14 protein-coding genes are annotated in these 17,080 nt (G+C 67.3%); 9 read left to right on the top strand and 5 right to left on the bottom strand.

Translation table 11 applies throughout. The features are described from left to right. Positions 1–24: 24 nt before the first annotated feature. From ACZ2IA_RS08925 to ACZ2IA_RS08905, 5 genes are all read right to left on the bottom strand, one after another. Entirely contained in the window at positions 25–621 is a 597-nt protein-coding gene (locus ACZ2IA_RS08925; RefSeq protein ID WP_470292222.1) for a PqiC family protein, read from the bottom strand. Next, complete coding sequence (locus tag ACZ2IA_RS08920) at positions 618–2,234, bottom strand: PqiB family protein (protein WP_470292221.1); 1,617 nt, start codon at positions 2,232–2,234, stop codon at positions 618–620. The genes ACZ2IA_RS08925 and ACZ2IA_RS08920 overlap by 4 nt, the downstream gene beginning before the upstream one ends. Next, complete coding sequence (locus ACZ2IA_RS08915) at positions 2,227–2,856, bottom strand: paraquat-inducible protein A (protein WP_470292220.1); 630 nt, start codon at positions 2,854–2,856, stop codon at positions 2,227–2,229. Before ACZ2IA_RS08915 ends, ACZ2IA_RS08920 begins: the two co-directional genes overlap by 8 nt. Beyond that, positions 2,841–3,473 carry a paraquat-inducible protein A gene (locus ACZ2IA_RS08910; RefSeq protein ID WP_470292219.1) on the bottom strand — a complete coding sequence of 211 codons (633 nt, stop codon included), beginning with the start codon at positions 3,471–3,473 and terminating at the stop codon, positions 2,841–2,843. The genes ACZ2IA_RS08915 and ACZ2IA_RS08910 overlap by 16 nt, the downstream gene beginning before the upstream one ends. A 107-nt stretch (positions 3,474–3,580) precedes the next feature. Then, positions 3,581–4,819 carry a DUF1615 domain-containing protein gene (locus tag ACZ2IA_RS08905; RefSeq protein WP_470292218.1) on the bottom strand — a complete coding sequence of 413 codons (1,239 nt, stop codon included), beginning with the start codon at positions 4,817–4,819 and terminating at the stop codon, positions 3,581–3,583. Positions 4,820–5,077: 258 nt separating this feature from the next. Here ACZ2IA_RS08905 and ACZ2IA_RS08900 point away from each other — a divergent pair, with 258 nt between their 5' ends. The 9 genes from ACZ2IA_RS08900 to fliI all read left to right on the top strand — a co-directional run bounded on the left by ACZ2IA_RS08900 (position 5,078) and on the right by fliI (position 17,073). Then, complete coding sequence (locus tag ACZ2IA_RS08900; protein ID WP_470292217.1) at positions 5,078–5,548, top strand: low molecular weight protein-tyrosine-phosphatase; 471 nt, start codon at positions 5,078–5,080, stop codon at positions 5,546–5,548. A 4-nt stretch (positions 5,549–5,552) separates the two neighbouring features. Then, positions 5,553–9,644 (top strand): EAL domain-containing protein, encoded by a 4,092-nt coding sequence (locus ACZ2IA_RS08895; protein WP_470292216.1) that lies wholly within the window; start codon positions 5,553–5,555, stop codon positions 9,642–9,644. Beyond that, positions 9,641–10,327, top strand: a complete 687-nt coding sequence (locus tag ACZ2IA_RS08890; RefSeq protein ID WP_470292215.1) for a CheB methylesterase domain-containing protein — start codon at positions 9,641–9,643, stop codon at positions 10,325–10,327. The genes ACZ2IA_RS08895 and ACZ2IA_RS08890 overlap by 4 nt, the downstream gene beginning before the upstream one ends. 15 nt (positions 10,328–10,342) lie before the next feature. Next, on the top strand, positions 10,343–11,716 hold the full coding sequence (locus ACZ2IA_RS08885) for a sigma-54-dependent transcriptional regulator (RefSeq protein ID WP_470292291.1): 1,374 nt from the start codon (positions 10,343–10,345) through the stop codon (positions 11,714–11,716). Continuing rightward, entirely contained in the window at positions 11,713–12,030 is a 318-nt protein-coding gene (gene fliE / locus ACZ2IA_RS08880) for a flagellar hook-basal body complex protein FliE (RefSeq protein WP_470292214.1), read from the top strand. The genes ACZ2IA_RS08885 and fliE overlap by 4 nt, the downstream gene beginning before the upstream one ends. A gap of 222 nt (positions 12,031–12,252) precedes the next feature. Continuing rightward, positions 12,253–13,923 carry a flagellar basal-body MS-ring/collar protein FliF gene (gene fliF / locus ACZ2IA_RS08875; RefSeq protein WP_470292213.1) on the top strand — a complete coding sequence of 557 codons (1,671 nt, stop codon included), beginning with the start codon at positions 12,253–12,255 and terminating at the stop codon, positions 13,921–13,923. Further along, positions 13,916–14,914, top strand: a complete 999-nt coding sequence (fliG, locus tag ACZ2IA_RS08870; RefSeq protein ID WP_470292212.1) for a flagellar motor switch protein FliG — start codon at positions 13,916–13,918, stop codon at positions 14,912–14,914. Before fliF ends, fliG begins: the two co-directional genes overlap by 8 nt. Then, positions 14,895–15,698 (top strand): FliH/SctL family protein, encoded by an 804-nt coding sequence (locus tag ACZ2IA_RS08865; RefSeq protein WP_470292290.1) that lies wholly within the window; start codon positions 14,895–14,897, stop codon positions 15,696–15,698. The genes fliG and ACZ2IA_RS08865 overlap by 20 nt, the downstream gene beginning before the upstream one ends. Continuing rightward, positions 15,682–17,073 (top strand): flagellar protein export ATPase FliI, encoded by a 1,392-nt coding sequence (gene fliI, locus ACZ2IA_RS08860; RefSeq protein WP_470292211.1) that lies wholly within the window; start codon positions 15,682–15,684, stop codon positions 17,071–17,073. The genes ACZ2IA_RS08865 and fliI overlap by 17 nt, the downstream gene beginning before the upstream one ends. Positions 17,074–17,080: the final 7 nt, after the last annotated feature.

The raw sequence follows: 17,080 nt of genomic DNA, 5'->3' as shown, positions 1-17,080 counted from the left end.
GCCCGCCGCCGTTTTTGATGAGGGCTATCTGATCGCGCTTACTTTAGACACGCCGGCGGCGCGTATACCGTCGGCGATCTGCCGGCTGATCGCCAGCAGCGCTTGCTCCTGCGCCGCGATCAGCGCCGGATAGCCGGCGCCGGCGGTCGGTGCCTCGGCGCTGACCGGGCCGGCGGCCAGCGTCTTGCCGCGCGCGACCAGTGTCCAGGTGCCGGCGAGGCGCACCGATAGGCCGACCCGGTTGTCGATCGCCTGCACGTCGAGCAGCAGCTGGCGGTCGGCTTCCGGCATGCCGACCACCGGGTAGAGGTAGACGCGGGCGAGGCCGAGTTCGCGGCGCAGATTGCCGGCCAGCGCCTCGGCCAGGTTGCGCTGCAGCGAGCCGGCCCAGCGCTGCTGTTCGAGGATGGCGAGCCGGTTGTCGCCCTGGTCGATCACCAACTGCGGCCTGTCGTGCGCGGCCGGCACCGTCACCGGGCCGACCAGCAGGTTGCGGTTGTCGCCGGCCGGGTTGGTCGGCGCGGGCGCCAGTGCACGCAACTGGTAAAACTGGGCGGACGGCGAGGCGCAGCCGGCCAATAGCGCTGCGAGGCCGGCCGCCAGCGTCAGGCGCGCGATCATGGTTTGTCCTCCTGTTTGCCCCGGACCAGCGCCTCGGGGTGACGTTCCAGATAGTCGCTCAGCGCGCGGAAACTCTGTGCCGCCTTGCTGACCTCCTGCGCGGCGGCGCGCACGTCCTGCTGCGCCGGCGAGTCGGGCGACAGCGTGCGCTGCGCCGACTGCAGCGTGTCGTTGAGCTGCTGCAGCGTCTTCTGCGCCTCGGGCGCGACTTGGCCGTTCAGCTGTTTCATCAGGCCGTTGGCCTCGTTTAGCGTCTTGTTCAGGGTGTCGAGGTTCTGCTGCAACTGCTTGCCGATGGTGTCGAGCGGGATCTTGTCGAGCCGGGCGGCGATGCGTTTCAGCGTCGCCTGCAATTCTTCCAGGTCGCCCGGGGTGGTCGGCAGCTCGAGTACACCGTTGCGATCGACGATGTGTCCCGGCTTGGCGTTAGGGAAGAAGTCGAGCGCGACGTAGAGTTGGCCGGTCAACAGGTTGGCCGAACGCAACTGGGCGCGCAGGCCCTGCGCGGCGATGAATTCGAGGCGGCGGTCGCTCTCGTCGGTGGTGATGCTCTGCCGCGACAGGTTGCGCAGCCGGCTCGGGTAGACGCGGGCCTGCACCAGCATGTCGAGGTTGTTGCGTGCCTTGTTGTACTCGACGCCGATCTTGGTGACCTCGCCGAGCAGGATGCCGCGGAAGTCGACCGGCGCACCGACGGTCAGGCCGCGCAGCGATTGGTGAAAGCGGAACAGTATGGTGCGGACCACCCGATCCGGGCTGCGCAGCGCCTGCTCGCGGTCGCGCGCCAGCGTGAAGCTGGTGTTCGGTGCGGCCTGCTCCATTGTCTCGTCGCTGTCCGGGGTTTCGAAGGCGATGCCGCCGAGCACGATGCTCGCCATCGACTGGGTGTTGAGCTTGACGCCGTTGGCGTCGATTTTCAGCTCGACACCGCTGGCGTTCCAGAAGCGGGTCTGCGGGCTGACGAACCGGTCGTACGGCGCTTCAACGAACACCGAGACGGCGACGCTGTGACCAGTCGGGTCGAGCTTGTAGCCGATCACCCGGCCGACCGCGATGCGTCGGTAGTAGAGTGGGGCGCCGACGTCGAGCGAGCCGAGGTCATCGGCGATGAGCTGGAACTGCCGGCCGGGCTGGTCTCCGGTGATGATCGGCGGGACATCGAGGCCGGTGAAGTCGCGTCGTTCCTTCTGCGCGTGGCCGACGTCGAGGCCGATGTAGGCGCCGGACAGCAAGGTGCCGAGGCCCGACACGGTGCCGCCAGCGATGCGCGGCCGCACCACCCAGAAGCGGCTGTCGTCGACCAGATATGGCTCGATGTCGCGCGACATCTGGGCGGTGGCGACGATGTGCTTGCGGTCGGGGCTGAAGGTGATGGCGGTGACCTCGCCGACGTCGACGTCCTTGTATTTGATCTTGGTCTTGCCGGCTTCCAGCCCCTCGGCGCTCTTGAACGCGATCGTGATGGCCGGGCCGCGCGACAGCACGGCGTGGATCGCCAGGTAGCCGGCGATCACCGCCGCCACCGCCGGAATCAGCCAGACCAGCGACGGGCTCCAGCGCCGTCGCGGGCGGACCTCGGCCGGTGGCGGGGTGGGCGAGACGGGCTCAGTCACGGTTTTCTCCGATCGGGTCCCAGATCAGCCTGGGGTCGAGGTTCATGGCGGACAGCATCGACAGCACCACCACGCCGGCAAAGGCCAGCGCGGCCGGTCCAGGCAGGATGGTGGCAAGCGTCTGCAGCTGGACCAGCGAAACGAGCAGGCCCAGCACGTAGATATCGAGCATCGACCACGGCCCGACCACCTCAAGGAGCCGGTAGAGCCGGGTGCGTTGCAACGGCGCCCAGTCGGAGCGCAGCTGGATGGTGATCAACAGCAGGAACAGCGTCAGTACCTTGGCGAACGGCACCAGAATGCTCGCGACGAATACCACCAGTGCTAGCGGCCAGGAGCCGGAAACCCACAGGTATACCACGCCGCTCATGATCGTGTCTTTTTGTGTTCTGCCAAGCGATGTGGTAAGCATGATCGGCATCAGGTTGGCCGGAAAGAGCAGGATCGCAGCGGCGATCAGAAACGCCCAGGCGCGCTGCAGGCCGCCGGGGCGACGTGGGTGCAGCGGCGCTTCGCACCGCGGGCAGTAGCCGTGCTGGCCGGGGGGCGGTGCCTGGCAGAGCAGGCCGCAGCCGTGGCATTGCACCAGGCCCATCGCGGTGGCGGTCAGCGGTTTTTGCATGCGTCGTACTGCCTCCAGATCTCATGCGGGTCGAACGCCCCGGCGGTGGCGGCGAGCAGCACGATCAGCGCGCCGAACGACCACAGCCCGAGGCCGGGCAGCACGTGCGCCATGTGGGCGAGTTTCACCAGCGACACCAGCACGCCGATCAGGAACACCTCGACCATCCCCCACGGGTGGATCAGTCGGATGAGGCGCATTAGATCGGCAAAACCCGGCGGCGGCTTGCGGAGGTTGAGGAAAAACAGCAGGTAGCAGACCGCCGACAGTTCGAGCAGCGGCAGCACCAAGGTGGTCAGCGCCACCAGCGCGGCGACCGGCGCCATGCTCTCGTGGTAGAGCGTCAGCGCGGTGCCATACAGCGTCGCGTCGCGGCGGATGCCCCGGCTTTCCAGTTCCAGGATCGGAAAGGCGTTGACCAGGATGAACACCAAGAGCGCGGCGCTGCTGTACGCCAGCGCGTGCTCGATGCTCCGGGTGGTGTCGCGGTAGAGCAGCGCGCCGCAGCGGCTGCAACGCGCCTCGCCGCCGGGGGGCAGGGCGGTCTCACGGTAGACGAGATCGCAGTCGTGGCAGGCGATCAGGGCGTGATGGTTATCCGGCGATGGCTCAGGCATGCAATGGCTCGCGGGGTCAGGAGTCCAGGGGACTCACTTCCGACACTATAAAGGCAAAGCCGCCGCGTTGCAGGGCAAGGCGGCGGTCGGCCGAGCGTGAAGGGTGCTCAGGATGGCTTGCGCAGCAGGCAGCTCTGATAGCGACCGTTCACCTTGTTGGCGAACCATTCGGTGGTCAGCGTGTGGGTGAACTTCGGGCTGATCAGCTCGATCTGCGGGATCCGTTCGCGGGCGACGCGCGTGCCGGTACTCTGGTCGGCCAGCGCGTACAGCTTCAGGTAGAGCGGCGTCTGGGCGAAGCCGGCGGCCTTCTCCAGCTTCAGGTCGCGCTGGATGTCGGCGCTGCTGAGACCTAAGCGCCTGCCGAGCGACAGCACCGCGGTCTGGGTATTGCTAGTCTGGCTCGACGGGGTGCGGTCCGGGTTGTACAGCAGCAGGTCGCCGTCGAGCGCCAGCTTGCGGCCGGTCAGCCGGGCGACCGCCGCCTGGAACGCCGCGTTGCGGCTGGCGTAGCGTCCGGCGTTGAAGTCGGCGAAGCGGTAGATCATCTGCGTGTACGGCGCCGGGTACTGCAGCAGGATGGCGGTGCCGAAATAGACGCTGCCGCGGCGAGTGAACACCTCGTCGCGCAGACTGGTTCTTAACTGGTAGGGGAAGGGCCAGGCCTTGACGTGCGATTCGGCGAACGCCACGCTGACCTGCATCGGCCCGCCGTCGCGGATCGGGTTCTTGTGCTCGAACGCGGTCTGGCTGAACGGCACCTCGCGCACCATGTCCTCGAACAGTGCGTTCATCTGGCGCTTGGTGCGCAGCGTGTCGATCCGCTCCTTGTAGCTGCGGCCGTCCGGCGAATTCTTACGCAGCGCGGTCTCCACCACCACCATCGGGATGTGGTACTTGTCGGCGCGCTTCTGGATCTCGCCCCAGACGATTTGCGGCAGTCGCGCCATCGCCGGGTCGGACTGCAGGTTCGACTCCTGGTCGGCCACCGCGATCACCGCACAGAAGTATTCCGGGGTGTACGGGATCTTCAGCGCGGTGAACGCGTTCATGATGTCGTTGAGCCAGCCCTTGCGGTCGTCGGCGTAGTGGGGCAGCAGCTGGTTAAGCAGGATGCGGCCCTGCTTTTCGTCACGCCAGGCCGGTGCGGCGACCGGTTTGGTCGCGCTGGGCTGCGCCGGTGGTGGTACGGTGTCGAGGCCTTCCGGCGGCATCGGCACCGCCAGCGGCTCGGAAGCGGCTTGGTCGGGCGCCGGCGCGGTGATTGGGGCGGCGGGCTGGGAGGTGGCGCAGGCAGCGAGCAGGCCGGCAAGCAGCGGGGCGACAAGCAGGGAACGGTAGGACACGGGGCATCCGCAAAACGGTAAAGACCGCAAGAGTAGGCGGCCGCCGGGCGGGCGGCAAGGGGCAAGCGTCAGCGCTGCCGCGCCGGCCGCCACAGTCGCGGCCATGGCAGAGCAAAAGATTTGCTGCGGATTCGGCGCGCGGGTCGCTACGCTGTTAACATATTTGCGCCCGAAATTCGACCGGGCAGGACAAGAGTGCGCCGGCAGGGCCGGCGCAATGGGTGGTCGGGCTGTACAAAAGGTTGAAGAATCAAGCAGATGATCGCAATCCTGTTTTGCTGTACCGGCAATATCTGCCGCTCCCCGACCGCCGAAGCCATCCTGCGCGCCAAGCTGGCCGCGGCCGGCCTCGCCGGGGAAATCACTGTCGATTCGGCCGGCACCCACGGCTATCACGTCGGCGAGGCGCCCGATGCGCGCTCGACCGCGGCGGCGCGGCGGCGCGGTTACGACCTGTCGACGCAACGCGCCCGCCAGGTCTGCCGCGACGACTTCAACCGTTTCGACCTGATCCTCGCCGCCGACGCCGGCCACCTCGCCGAGCTCAAGGCGCTGGCCCGCCCCGGCGACCGGGCCCGGCTGGCGTTGATGCTCGATTCGCTCGACCCGCCCGGGCAGCCAGTGCCCGACCCGTACTACGGCGGCGCCGCCGGCTTCGAACAGGTGCTCGACCTGCTCGAAGCGGCCTGCGACGCCTGGATCGCGCACTGGCAGGCCGAGGCGCACTGACGTGATGGAAGCGGTGTTCGCCGACCCGGCGCTGGCCCGGTACCAGCAGCAGTTTGCCCGCCTGGGCGGCGGCGTGGCGCTATGCGACGCCCGTTCGGCCGGCCTGGTGTTGCGCTACGCCAATCCGCGACTCGGCGAGCTGTTGGCGACGAGTGTCGACCAGCTGCCGGGCCAGACCCTGGCCGAACTGGTCGCATCGGCCAGCTACCCGGGCGACGCCGCGCTGCTCGCCGCGCTGGCCCGGCAGGGCCGCTGGGCGTTCGAGCGAGCGGCCGATGACGGGCGCTGGTTGACCGGCCAGCTGCTGCCGCTGTGCGACGCCGGCGGCCGGGTCGACTACCTGTTGTTGCTGCTCGACGATGCGTCGGCGAACCGCCAGCACTACGTCGAGTTCGAACGCAACCGGGTGCTGCTGCAGAAGCTCACCCAGATTCATACCCGTTTCATCCAGAAGGACGATCCGCATCAGCTGTTCAGCCTGCTGCTCGAACTGTTGCTGGCCGAGACCGACAGCGAATACGGCTTCATCGGCGAGGTGTTGCGCGAGCCGGACGGCACTCCCTATCTCAAGGCGCATGTGATCAGCGACATCGGCTGGGACGAGGCGAGCCGGGCGCTGTACCGCCAGCACGCCAGCGGCGGCATGCTGTTCCGCAACCTCGATACCCTGTTCGGCGCGACGCTGACGAGCGGCAAGACGGTGATCGCCAACGATCCGGCCAGCGACCCACGCGCCGCCGGCACCCCTCCGGGTCACCCGGTCCTCCATAACTACCTCGGCCTACCGCTCTACCATCGCGGCGTGATGATCGGCATGCTCGGCGTCGCCAACCGGCCGGGCGGTTTCGCCGCCGAGCTGGTCGCCAGCCTGATGCCCTTGGTCAACAGTTGCAGCGCCCTGTTGGCCGCGCAGCGCAGCGAGCGCGAACACCACGCGGCGGCGCAGCACCTGCAGCAGAGCGAAGGCCGGCTGCAGGCGGTGCTCGACAGCCTGGCCGAGGGGCTGATCCTGGTGTCGTGCGACGACGAGATGCTGCTGAACAATCCGTCGGCCGAAGCGATTCTCGGTCTGTCGCATCACGAGCTGTACTCAACGCTGCGCAAGGCGTTCGGCTGGCAACCGTTGTGCAGCGACGGCAGCCCGTATCCGGTCGAGGAATTTCCGTACCGCCGCACCTTGCGCGACGGCCGGCCGCTCAGCGGCGAGGTGCTGGGGCTGCGGCGCCCGGACGGCCGGCGCTGCTGGATCTCGATCAACACCCGGCCGCTGTTCCAGGCCGGCGAAGAAACGCCGTTTGCGGTGATCTGCTCGTTCAGCGATATCACCCGCCAGCGCACCGCCGAAATGGCCTTGGGCGACAGCGAGGCGCGCTGGCGGCTGGCGCTGGAGTGCGCCGGCGACCTGGTGTTCGACATCAACGTCGACACCGGCGAGATCGATACGCCGGAATGTTGGTGCGCCTTCCTCGGCGTGGCCGCCGGGCTGGAGGGGCGTGCGCTGCTGAAAGAATGGCGGCGCCGCATCCACCCGGACGACCTCGAACGGGTCAACCATCTGATCAACCAGCACATCGCCGCCCATTCCGAACGCTTCGAGGCCGAATACCGGCTGCGCTGCGAGCACGGCTGGCTGTGGGTGCGGGTGCGCGGCCGGGTGCTGCGCTCGGATAACGGCGCGCGGCGAATGATCGGCACGCTGTCGGACGTGACCGAACAGTACCGGCTGCTCGCCGACCTGGGCCGTTACCGGCAGATGATCGCCGTCACCTCCGACGCGATCGCGTTCTTCTGCAACGACGGCCGGCTGCAGATCGTCAACGACGCGATGCTGGCGCTGTTCGGCCAACCCCGCGCCGCGGTGTTGCAGCGCACGCTCGGCGACTGCCTGGGCGAGGACCTGGCCGACTTCCTGCTGACTCGGCTCGGCGACGCGCCACGGGTGCATTTCCAGCGCTGGCTGCCCTTGCCGAACGCCGGTCCCGGCGTGTTCGACGTGCGCTTCGAGCGCCTCGACGCCACGCTCGACCAGCCGGCCGGCCTGATGCTGGCGGTGCGCGACGTGACCCGCCGCGCCCGCGACAGCGAGCTGCTGCGCGAGGTGCAGCGGGTGGCGGTGATCGGCGGCTGGGAAGCCGATCCGCAGCTGGAACGGGTGCACGCCACCGACGGTGTCGCCGCCGCGCTCGGCTTGCCTTGGCCGGAGGCGGGCACGGGGCTGGCCGGACTGTTCGCGGCGCTGCCCGAGGACGGCCGGGTCCGGCTGACCGAGGCGGTGGCGCAGGCGTTCGCCGACAGCGGCGAGCTGGCGCTCGACCTGCGGCTGGAGCGAGACGGCGCGCCGCGCCACGTGCGCTTCCGCGGCGAGGTGCGGGCGTTCGGCGAGAGCGAGCGGCGGCTGGTCGGCGCGGTGCAGGACGTCACCGCCGAGAAACGCGCCAGCGCCGAACTGAAGCTGTCGGCGCTGGTGTTCGAGCATTGCAACGACGGCGTGTTGGTGATGGACGCCGCGCTGACGATCATTTCGGCCAACCCGGCTAGCTGCCGGCTGTTCGGCTGCCATGCCGAGCGCCTGCTCGGTCGCCGCCCGGACGCGCTGATGAGCGAGCCGGGCGCGGCGCTCGACGTGTGGCGGCTGGCTGCCGGAGCGGACGGCTGGTCGGGCGAGCTGGTCGGCCACCCACGGCGCGGCGACGACCTGGCGCTGTGGGGCACGCTGTCGTGCGTGCGCGACAGCCACGGCGTGCCGTCGCACTATATCGCGGTGATCACCGACTTTTCCGAACGCAAGCGCGCCGAGGCGCAGATCGCGCAGATGGCGCGCTACGACTTCCTGACCGGCCTGCCCAACCGGGTGGTGCTGGAGGAGGCGCTGAGCCAGGCGATCGAGCGCGCCGAGGCGGCCGGACGGTGCTTTGCGCTGCTGTTCGTCGACCTCGACCGCTTCAAGAACATCAACGATACCCACGGTCACTCGGCCGGCGACCAGATACTGCGCGACGTCGCCAACCGGCTGCAGGCGGTGGTCGGCAGCGACGGGCTGGTGTGCCGTTACGGTGGCGACGAGTTCGTGATCCTGCTCGAGACGCTGGCGACGCCGGCGGCGGTCGAGCCGCTGCTCGGCCGGCTGCAACGGGCGGTGGCCAACCCGACCGACATCGGCTTCGGCCTGTTGATGCAGGTATCGCCGAGCATCGGCGTCAGTTTTTACCCGCAGGACGGCGAAGAGGCCGAGGCGCTGCTCAAGCACGCCGACGCGGCGCTCTATCAGGCCAAGGCCGGCGGGCGCGACACCTATTGCTTCTTCCAGCCGGAGATGAAGCAGCGTGCCGCCGAGTACCTGGCACTGGAGATCGCGTTGCGCCAGGCGCTGCCGCAGCAACAGCTGTCGCTGCACTTCCAGCCGCAGTTGGAGCTGGCGAGCGGCCGGGTCGACTCGATCGAGGCGCTGCTGCGCTGGCGCCACCCGACGCTCGGCCAGGTGGCGCCGGACCGCTTCATTCCGATCGCCGAGGAGACCGGTCTGATCGTGCCGATCAGCCTGTGGGTGGTCGAGCAGGCGCTGGCGCTGGCGGCGCGGCTGCGCGCCGAAGGGCGCTCGGTGCCGGTGGTGGTGAATCTGTCGGTCAGCCAATTCCGCGCCGAGGTGATCGACGTGATCTGTGAGCGGGTGCGGGCGAGCGGCCTGCCGGCCGGTTCGATCGACGTCGAGGTGACCGAAACCATGCTGCTCACCAATAGCGAGAGGGTGCTACAACTGCTGACCGAGCTGCGCGAGACCGGCATCGGCCTGGTGCTCGACGACTTCGGCGTCGGCTACTCGAGCCTCAGCTACCTGCGCCAGTTCCCGTTCCACAAGGTCAAGATCGACCGCTCGTTCGTCGCCGAGCTGCCGGTGCGCGACGACGATGCGCTGATCACCCGGGCGATGATCGACCTGGCGCACGGGCTGCGCCTCAAGGTGGTCGCCGAAGGGATCGAAACCGCCGAGCAGGCGGCTATGCTTCGCAGCATGGCGTGCGACGTCGGGCAGGGTTACTGGTTGGCCGAACCGTTGCCGCTGCCGGCGCTGCTGACATTCCTGGACGAACACGCATGAGCAACACCTCGTTTTCGCCGTTTCCGGTCGCGCCGAGTCTGAGCGCCGACGTGATCCTGCCGCGCCAGCCGTACCGCCAGGGTGGGATTCGCCAGACGGTGATCCTGATCGGCGCATCGACCGGCGGCACCGAAGCGCTGCGCGTGCTACTGTCGGCGCTGCCGACCCAGATGCCGCCAATCCTGGTCACCCAGCATATGCCGGAGATGTTCACCGCCTCGTTCGCCAGCCGGCTCGACGCGCAATGCGCGCTGCAGGTGAAGGAGGCCGAGGCGGGTGAGCGGCTGCGCCCCGGGGTGGCATACATCGCCCCCGGCCATTCGCACCTGCTGCTCAAACCGGTGGCGCCGTCCGGCTACCAGGTCGAGCTCAACCCGGGCGCGCCGGTCAACCGTCACCGGCCGTCGGTCGACGTGCTGTTCCGCTCCGGCGCCAACGGCGCCGGCCTGCATGCGATCGGAGTGATTTTGACCGGCATGGGACGCGACGGTGCGAGCGGCCTATTGGAGCTGAAACAGGCCGGCGCGCGCACCATCGCCCAAGATGAAGCGAGCTGCGTGGTGTTCGGTATGCCCAAGGAGGCGATCGCGCTCGGCGCCGCCGACGAAACCCTGCCGCTGAGCGCGATCGCCGCGCGCCTGGTGGCGCTGGTCGGCCAGCGGCCGGCCTTCCTGTCATTATGAAGTGAACTGCCCGTGATGAATTCCTTGCCCATTCTGGTGGTGGAAGACGATGCCGACCTGCGCGAGGCGCTGGTCGACACGCTGACCCTGTCCGGCTACCCGGTGCGTGAAGCGGCCGACGGCGAAGCGGCGTTGCGCTGCCTCGCCGCCGAGCCGGTCGGCCTGGTGATCTCCGACGCGCAGATGGCGCCGATGGACGGCTATGCCTTGTTCGACGAGGTGCGCCGTCGCCATCCCGGCCTGCCGTTCATCCTGATGACCGCCTACGGCGTGATCGAGCGGGCGATCGAGCTGCTGCGCGCCGGCGCCTCGCACTATCTGCTGAAGCCGTTCGAGCCGGTGCAACTGATCGCCGAGGTGGAAAAGTATCGCTTGCGCGGTGCGCCGAGCGGCGACGCGGTGGTGGCGGTCGCGCCGTGCATGCGCCAGCTGTTCACCCTGGCCGAACGGGTGGCACAGTCCGATGCCACCGTGTTGATCGGCGGTCCGAGCGGCACCGGCAAGGAGGTGCTGGCGCGGTTCATTCATCGCCATTCGGCGCGCGCGGCTGGGCCGTTCATCGCGATCAACTGCGCGGCGATCCCCGACAATCTGCTCGAATCGACGCTATTCGGCCACGAGAAGGGGGCTTTTACCGGTGCCAGCGCCTCGCAGCCCGGAAAATTCGAGCAAGCGCAGGGCGGTTCGCTATTATTGGACGAAATTAGTGAGATGCCGTTGGCATTGCAGGCTAAACTGTTGAGGGTGCTGCAGGAGCGCGAGATCGAGCGGGTCGGTGGGGCGCGCATCATCAAGCTCGACATCCGCGTGCTGGCAACCACTAACCGCGACATGCCGGCTGAAGTGGCGGCCGGGCGGTTCCGCGAAGACCTGTATTTTCGGCTCAATGTGTTCCCGCTGAGCGTGCCGGCATTGGCCGAACGGCGCGAAGACATCATGCCTTTGGCACGTAGTGTGCTTAAGCGATACGAGACCGACGCGGGACGGGGCTCGCTGGCCTTTTCGGCCGACGCGGAACGTTGTTTGACAGCCCATGGCTGGCAAGGCAATATCCGCGAGCTTGAAAATGTCATTCAGCGGGCGGTGATTCTTGCCACCGGCTCGGAAATTCTTGCCGCCGATCTGCTGCTCGACCCGCCGTCAACACCGGAGCCCGCGGTGGCGCCGCCGGTGCTGGCCGGGAGCGCGACGGAAAATGCGGCGCTGGACATCAAATCGTTGGAGAAGCGACACATTCTCGACACGCTGGCCGCGGCCGGCGGAGTCAAAAGGTTGGCGGCCGAACGCTTGGGGATGAGCGAGCGGACGCTGCGTTACAAATTGGCGCGATATCGTGATGAAGAGGCGGCCGGGTTCCCGGCGGCCGAATGGATTGGGGAAGTGCAATGACGACACAGAACATCGATATGCTGCTCTCCGAGCTGCGCGCCAGCACGGCGCTGGCGGCCGGTAAGCCGGTAGCCGCCGCCGAAACGCCGCAAGTCGAGTTCTCCGACGTGCTCAAGTCGACACTGGATCAGGTCAACTCGGCGCAGAAGACCTCTGAAGACCTGCAGAAGCGCTTCGAGCTGGGCGATGAGGGGGTTAACCTGCAGGACGTGATGGTGGCGATGCAAAAGGCCAGCCTGTCGTTCCAGACGATGGTGCAGGCACGTAACAAGCTGGTGTCGGCGTATCAGGAAATCATAAATACCCAGGTCTGAAAAATAATTATGCAGGTTGTCGTTTAAAATAATCACAAAATTTACAACCAGCGTGTATTATACCTTCCGGCTAAGCAAGTGGCATAAGCTTAGTGGTCTCACCATGGGGTATGGGTGTATCCCTACGGGTGTGTGTTGCCGAAACTAAATAATTACAAATTCATCAGAATGTCAGATCAGGTCGAGAATGCTACGCCTGCATGGCGGAGCCAGGTCAATCGGGTGGTTGACCGCTTTAAGGCATTGCCGCTGAGCCGCAAGCTGTTGTTTGCCGGTGCCGTGGCGGCCATCGTGTCGGTCGTGATCGGGGTGGCGCTGCTCAACCGCACACCGTCCTACAAGGTACTGTTCGCCAATCTGTCGGATCGCGACGGCGGCCAGATCACGTCGGTGCTCCAACAGCAGAACATTCCCTACCAGCTCGGTGACGGCGGTGTCATTTCGGTGCCGGCGGATAAGGTCTATGACGTTCGGTTGAAACTGGCGAGCCAGGGGCTGCCCAAAGCGGGCGGCGTCGGTTTCGAGCTGATGGATAACCAGAAGTTCGGTATCAGCCAGTTTGCCGAGCAGGTGAACTACCAACGCTCGATCGAGGGCGAACTGGGCCGCACCATCGAATCGGTGTCGTCGGTCAAGGCGGCCCGGGTGCACCTGGCAATCCCGAAGCAGAGCGTGTTCGTGCGTGATGCCCAGCCGCCGACCGCGTCGGTACTGCTCGACCTCTACCCAGGGCGGATGCTCGACGCGGCGCAAGTCGCCGGCATCCTCCATTTGGTGTCGAGCTCGGTGCCGGGGCTGTCGCCGAAGAACGTCACCGTGGTCGATCAGGACGGCAACCTGCTGTCCAGCCTGCCCGATCTCAACAACGCCTCCGGTCTCGACCAGCGCCAGCGCACCTTCGTGCGCGACCTGGAGGGCGACTACACTAAGCGGATCGAAGCGATCCTCGAGCCGATCTTCGGCAAGGGCAATGTGCGCGCCCAGGTGACCGCGCAGATCGATTTCTCCGAAGTCGAGCAGACTTCGGAAACCTTCCGTCCTAACTCGTCGCCGAACCCGTCGGCGACCCGCAGCCAGCAGATCGTCGAAAAGCTCGCCAACGGCGCGCCGCTGCCGGGTGGCGTGCCCGGAGCGCTGAGCAATCAGCCGCCGTCCGCCGCGTCGGCACCGATCTCGCTGCCGCCGGGCACCGCACCTGGTTCGGTGACGTTGTCCGGCCAGCCGATGGGCGCCACCGGCACGCTGGATCGTGAGATCACCACCAATTACGAAGTCGACAAGACCATCCAGCACGTCAAGCAGCCCAAGGGCAACGTCAAGCGCCTGTCGGCCGCGGTGGTGGTCAACTACCGGCTGCTGCCGGATCGTAACGGTGAGCTGAAGCCGACCGCGCTGACCGCCAAGGAGGTCGAGCAGATCAATAATCTGGCTCGTCAGGCGATCGGCTATAGTCAGGATCGCGGCGACAGCCTGAACGTGGTGAACGCGGCGTTCGCCGGTGTCGAAGGCCCGGCCACGATGCGGGAAAAAGTGATCGACTTCATGTCGGCCAACGTCTGGGAACTGGCCAAGTACGGTCTGCTCGGCCTGGCGCTGCTCTACCTGATCTTCGGCGTGATCCGGCCGATCATGCGCGACGTGGTCCGTCCGGCCGCGCTGGAACCGGCGCTGGCCGGGGCTGGCGGCCCGATGATGGCCGGCGAAGGCCCCGCCGGTTCGCTGCTGGCCGTGGTCGACGACGAGGAGGGCACGACCGCCGCCGGCAGCGTCGACGGTCGCGAGGTGATGCGGCGCCAGTACGCCAGCAACCTCGAACACGCCCGTGAGCTGGTGAAGGCCGATCCGCGCATGGCGGCCCAGGTAATCAAGGAATGGATCAGCGCCGATGAGTGATGCCGGTATCCGTCGCAGCGCGGTATTGCTGTTCAGCCTGGGCCAGGCCCAGGCGGTGGAAGTGTTCAAGTACCTCGGCCCGAAAGAGGTGCAGAAGCTGTCGCTTGCGATGGCCGCGATCAACAACGTCAATCACGACGAGGTCGACAGCGCGGTCAACCTATTCCGCGATCAGTGTGCGCAGCGCGCCAGCATCGGCGCATCGGACGAATACCTGCGCAATGTGCTGACCGAGGCGCTCGGCGCCGACAAGGCAGGCAATCTGCTCGACAAGATCATGCAGGGCGCCGACAACAGCGGCATCGAGAGCCTGAAGTGGATGGACCCGTCGTCGGCGGCCGACCTGATCCGCAACGAGCACCCGCAGATCATCGCGACCATCCTGGTGCACCTCGAGCCGGACATGTCGAGCGGCATCCTGCAGTGCTTCCCGGAGCGCCTGCGCAACGAGGTGCTGATCCGTACCGCGACGCTGGAAGGCGTGCAGCCGACCGCGATCCGCGAGCTCAACGATGTGCTGACCCAGCTGCTGTCCGGCTCCGACCGCATCAAGAAGAGCGCGGCCGGTGGCGTGGGGCTCACCGCCGAAATCCTCAACTTCATGGGCTCGAACGTCGAGGTGTCGGCGCTTAACTATATCCGCGAATACGACCCGGAACTGGCGCTGCGCATCCAGGACAAGATGTTCGTGTTCGAGAACCTGCTCGATATCGACGACCGTTCGATCCAGATCATCCTGCGCGAGGTGCAGTCCGACTCGCTGGTGATCGCGCTGAAGGGCACCAGCGCCAGTCTGCGCGAGAAGATCTTCAAGAATATGTCGCAGCGCGCCGCCGAGATGCTGCGCGACGACCTGGAGGCCAAGGGCCCGGTCAAGCTGGCCGAAGTCGAGGCCGAGCAGAAGGAAATCCTCAAGATCGTGCGCAAGCTCGCCGACGAGGGTCAGATCGTGCTAGGCGGCAAGGGTGGTGATGAAGGCCTCGTCGAGTAACGCCGTCCTCAGTGGCGCGGCCTTGCCGGCATCGGCCTGGTCGCCCTGGCAGTTCGCCGATCTGAACGTCCGTCCAGTCACGCCGACCGTCGCGGAGCCGGCTCTGCCGGACGCGCCGGCGGTCGTGGCCGAACCTGCCGAGGTGCAAGCCGAGGTGGCGTCGTCGGTCGAGGCAGTGATCGAGCCGGCGCTGAGCTACCCGACGGCGGCCGAGCTGGACGCGATCCATCAAGAGGCCTGGCAGACCGGCTACGACGCCGGTCATGCCGCTGGCCTGACGACCGGGCAGCAGGCCGGCGAGGCGGCCGGCCGCGACGCCGGAATGGCCGCCGTGCACCAGCAGTTCGCCGACGCCTGGGCGCCGCTCGCACAGCTGGCGGACTCGCTGGAGGGCGAGATCGCCCGCTTCGAGCCGGTGCTGGCCGACGACCTGTTGCAGCTGGCCTTGCTGCTGGCCGGCAAGCTGGTCGGCAGCGAAGTGGCGAGCCGGCCGGCCGTGCTCGAACCGTTGTTGCGCGACGCGCTGCTGGCCTTGCCACCGAACCTGAAGGCGGCGCGCTTGCGCGTCAATCCGGACGACCTGGCGGTGGTGCGCCGCTTCCTCGAGCGCGAGGCGCCGCAGACCGTTTGGCAGTGGGTGGAAGACCCGGCGATCGAACGCGGAGGCTGCCTGATCGATTCGGACGGTGCGCGGCTGGATCTGACGCTGACACGACGTCGCGAGGCGCTGGCCGCCGCGCTGGGTCTGACTTCGCGGGAGTTGGTGGATGAGCGGGCTGATTGAGCGGCAGCGCCAGTATCTGGCCGACTGCGCCGAGGCGGCGCGGCGGGCGCCGCTGTGGCAGGCGAGCGGCCGGCTGACCCGGGTCACCGGCATGGTGATGGAGGCGACCGGTCTCAAGTTGCCGGTCGGCAGCGCCTGCCAGGTGCTGCTGTCGGAGGCGCAGCGGGTCGATGCCGAGGTGGTCGGTTTTGCCGGCGACAAGGTGTTCCTGATGCCGCTCTCCAATGTTTACGGGCTGGTGCCGGGCATCCCGGTGGTGCCGGTGGCGAGCGACCATCCGCCGCGCTTCGGCCAACGGCTGGCTGAACACGGCCGCAGCGCACAAAGCGGTCGAATGGTGCCGGTCGGTGACAACTTGCTCGGCCGAGTGCTCGACTCGTTGGGCCGGCCGCTCGACGAACAGGGTCCGATTCACCCGAATGCCTACGCGCCGCTGTACGCCGCGCCGATGAATCCGCTCGACCGCGCGCCGGTCGAGGATGTGCTCGACGTCGGCGTGAAGGCGATCAACGGCTTGCTGACGGTCGGTCGCGGTCAGCGTCTCGGTCTGTTTGCCGGCTCCGGTGTCGGTAAATCGGTCTTGCTCGGCATGATGGCGCGTTTTACCAAGGCCGACGTGGTGGTGGTCGGGCTGATCGGCGAGCGCGGTCGCGAGGTGAAGGACTTCATCGAGAACATCCTCGGTGCCGAAGGCCGGGCGCGCTCGGTGGTGGTCGCCGCGCCGGCCGACATGCCGCCGCTGATGCGCCTGCACGGTGCCGCTTACGCGACCGCGTTGGCCGAGCACTTCCGTGCCGAGGGCAAGCAGGTGTTGCTGCTGATGGATTCGGTGACCCGTTACGCGATGGCGCAACGCGAGATCGCTTTGGCGATCGGCGAGCCGCCGGTAACGCGCGGCTACCCCCCATCGGTATTCGCCAAGCTGCCGCAATTGATCGAACGCGCCGGTAACGCGCAAGAGGGCGGCGGTTCGATCACCGCCTTCTACACGGTGTTGTCGGAGGGCGACGACCAGCAGGACCCGATTGCCGATTCGGCGCGGGCGATCCTCGACGGCCACTTCGTGCTGTCGCGGCAGTTGGCCGAAGCCGGCCACTATCCGGCCATCGACATCGAACAGTCGATCAGCCGGGTGATGGTCGACGTGGTGACGCCCGAGCAGACCGGCCTGGCGCGGCACTTCAAGCAGCTGTACTCGCGCTACCAGCGCAGCCGCGATCTGATCAGCGTCGGCGCCTATGTGCCCGGTTCCGATCCGGTGCTGGACGAGGCGATGCGCCGCCAGCTACCGATGGCCGGTTTCCTGAACCAGGCGATGCACGAGGCGCACGATTACGTCGCTAGCCTGGAGCAGTTGGCCGCAGTGCTGCATTGACGGCCTG

The organism is Crenobacter sp. CS_VA4 (genome assembly GCF_055597485.1).
This window is presented reverse-complemented; position numbering and strand designations above follow the sequence as displayed.

What these genes read in the sequence shown, in the direction of transcription:
- ACZ2IA_RS08890 (WP_470292215.1), top strand. Translation starts at nt 9,641, where the DNA reads ATGAGCAACACCTCGTTTTCGCCGTTTCCGGTCGCGCCGAGTCTGAGC.
- ACZ2IA_RS08885 (WP_470292291.1), top strand. Translation starts at nt 10,343, where the DNA reads ATGAATTCCTTGCCCATTCTGGTGGTGGAAGACGATGCCGACCTGCGC.
- fliI (WP_470292211.1), top strand. Translation starts at nt 15,682, where the DNA reads ATGAGCGGGCTGATTGAGCGGCAGCGCCAGTATCTGGCCGACTGCGCC.
- ACZ2IA_RS08915 (WP_470292220.1), bottom strand. Translation starts at nt 2,856, where the DNA reads ATGCAAAAACCGCTGACCGCCACCGCGATGGGCCTGGTGCAATGCCAC.
- fliE (WP_470292214.1), top strand. Translation starts at nt 11,713, where the DNA reads ATGACGACACAGAACATCGATATGCTGCTCTCCGAGCTGCGCGCCAGC.
- ACZ2IA_RS08900 (WP_470292217.1), top strand. Translation starts at nt 5,078, where the DNA reads ATGATCGCAATCCTGTTTTGCTGTACCGGCAATATCTGCCGCTCCCCG.
- fliG (WP_470292212.1), top strand. Translation starts at nt 13,916, where the DNA reads ATGAGTGATGCCGGTATCCGTCGCAGCGCGGTATTGCTGTTCAGCCTG.
- ACZ2IA_RS08910 (WP_470292219.1), bottom strand. Translation starts at nt 3,473, where the DNA reads ATGCCTGAGCCATCGCCGGATAACCATCACGCCCTGATCGCCTGCCAC.
- ACZ2IA_RS08865 (WP_470292290.1), top strand. Translation starts at nt 14,895, where the DNA reads ATGAAGGCCTCGTCGAGTAACGCCGTCCTCAGTGGCGCGGCCTTGCCG.
- ACZ2IA_RS08895 (WP_470292216.1), top strand. Translation starts at nt 5,553, where the DNA reads ATGGAAGCGGTGTTCGCCGACCCGGCGCTGGCCCGGTACCAGCAGCAG.
- ACZ2IA_RS08925 (WP_470292222.1), bottom strand. Translation starts at nt 621, where the DNA reads ATGATCGCGCGCCTGACGCTGGCGGCCGGCCTCGCAGCGCTATTGGCC.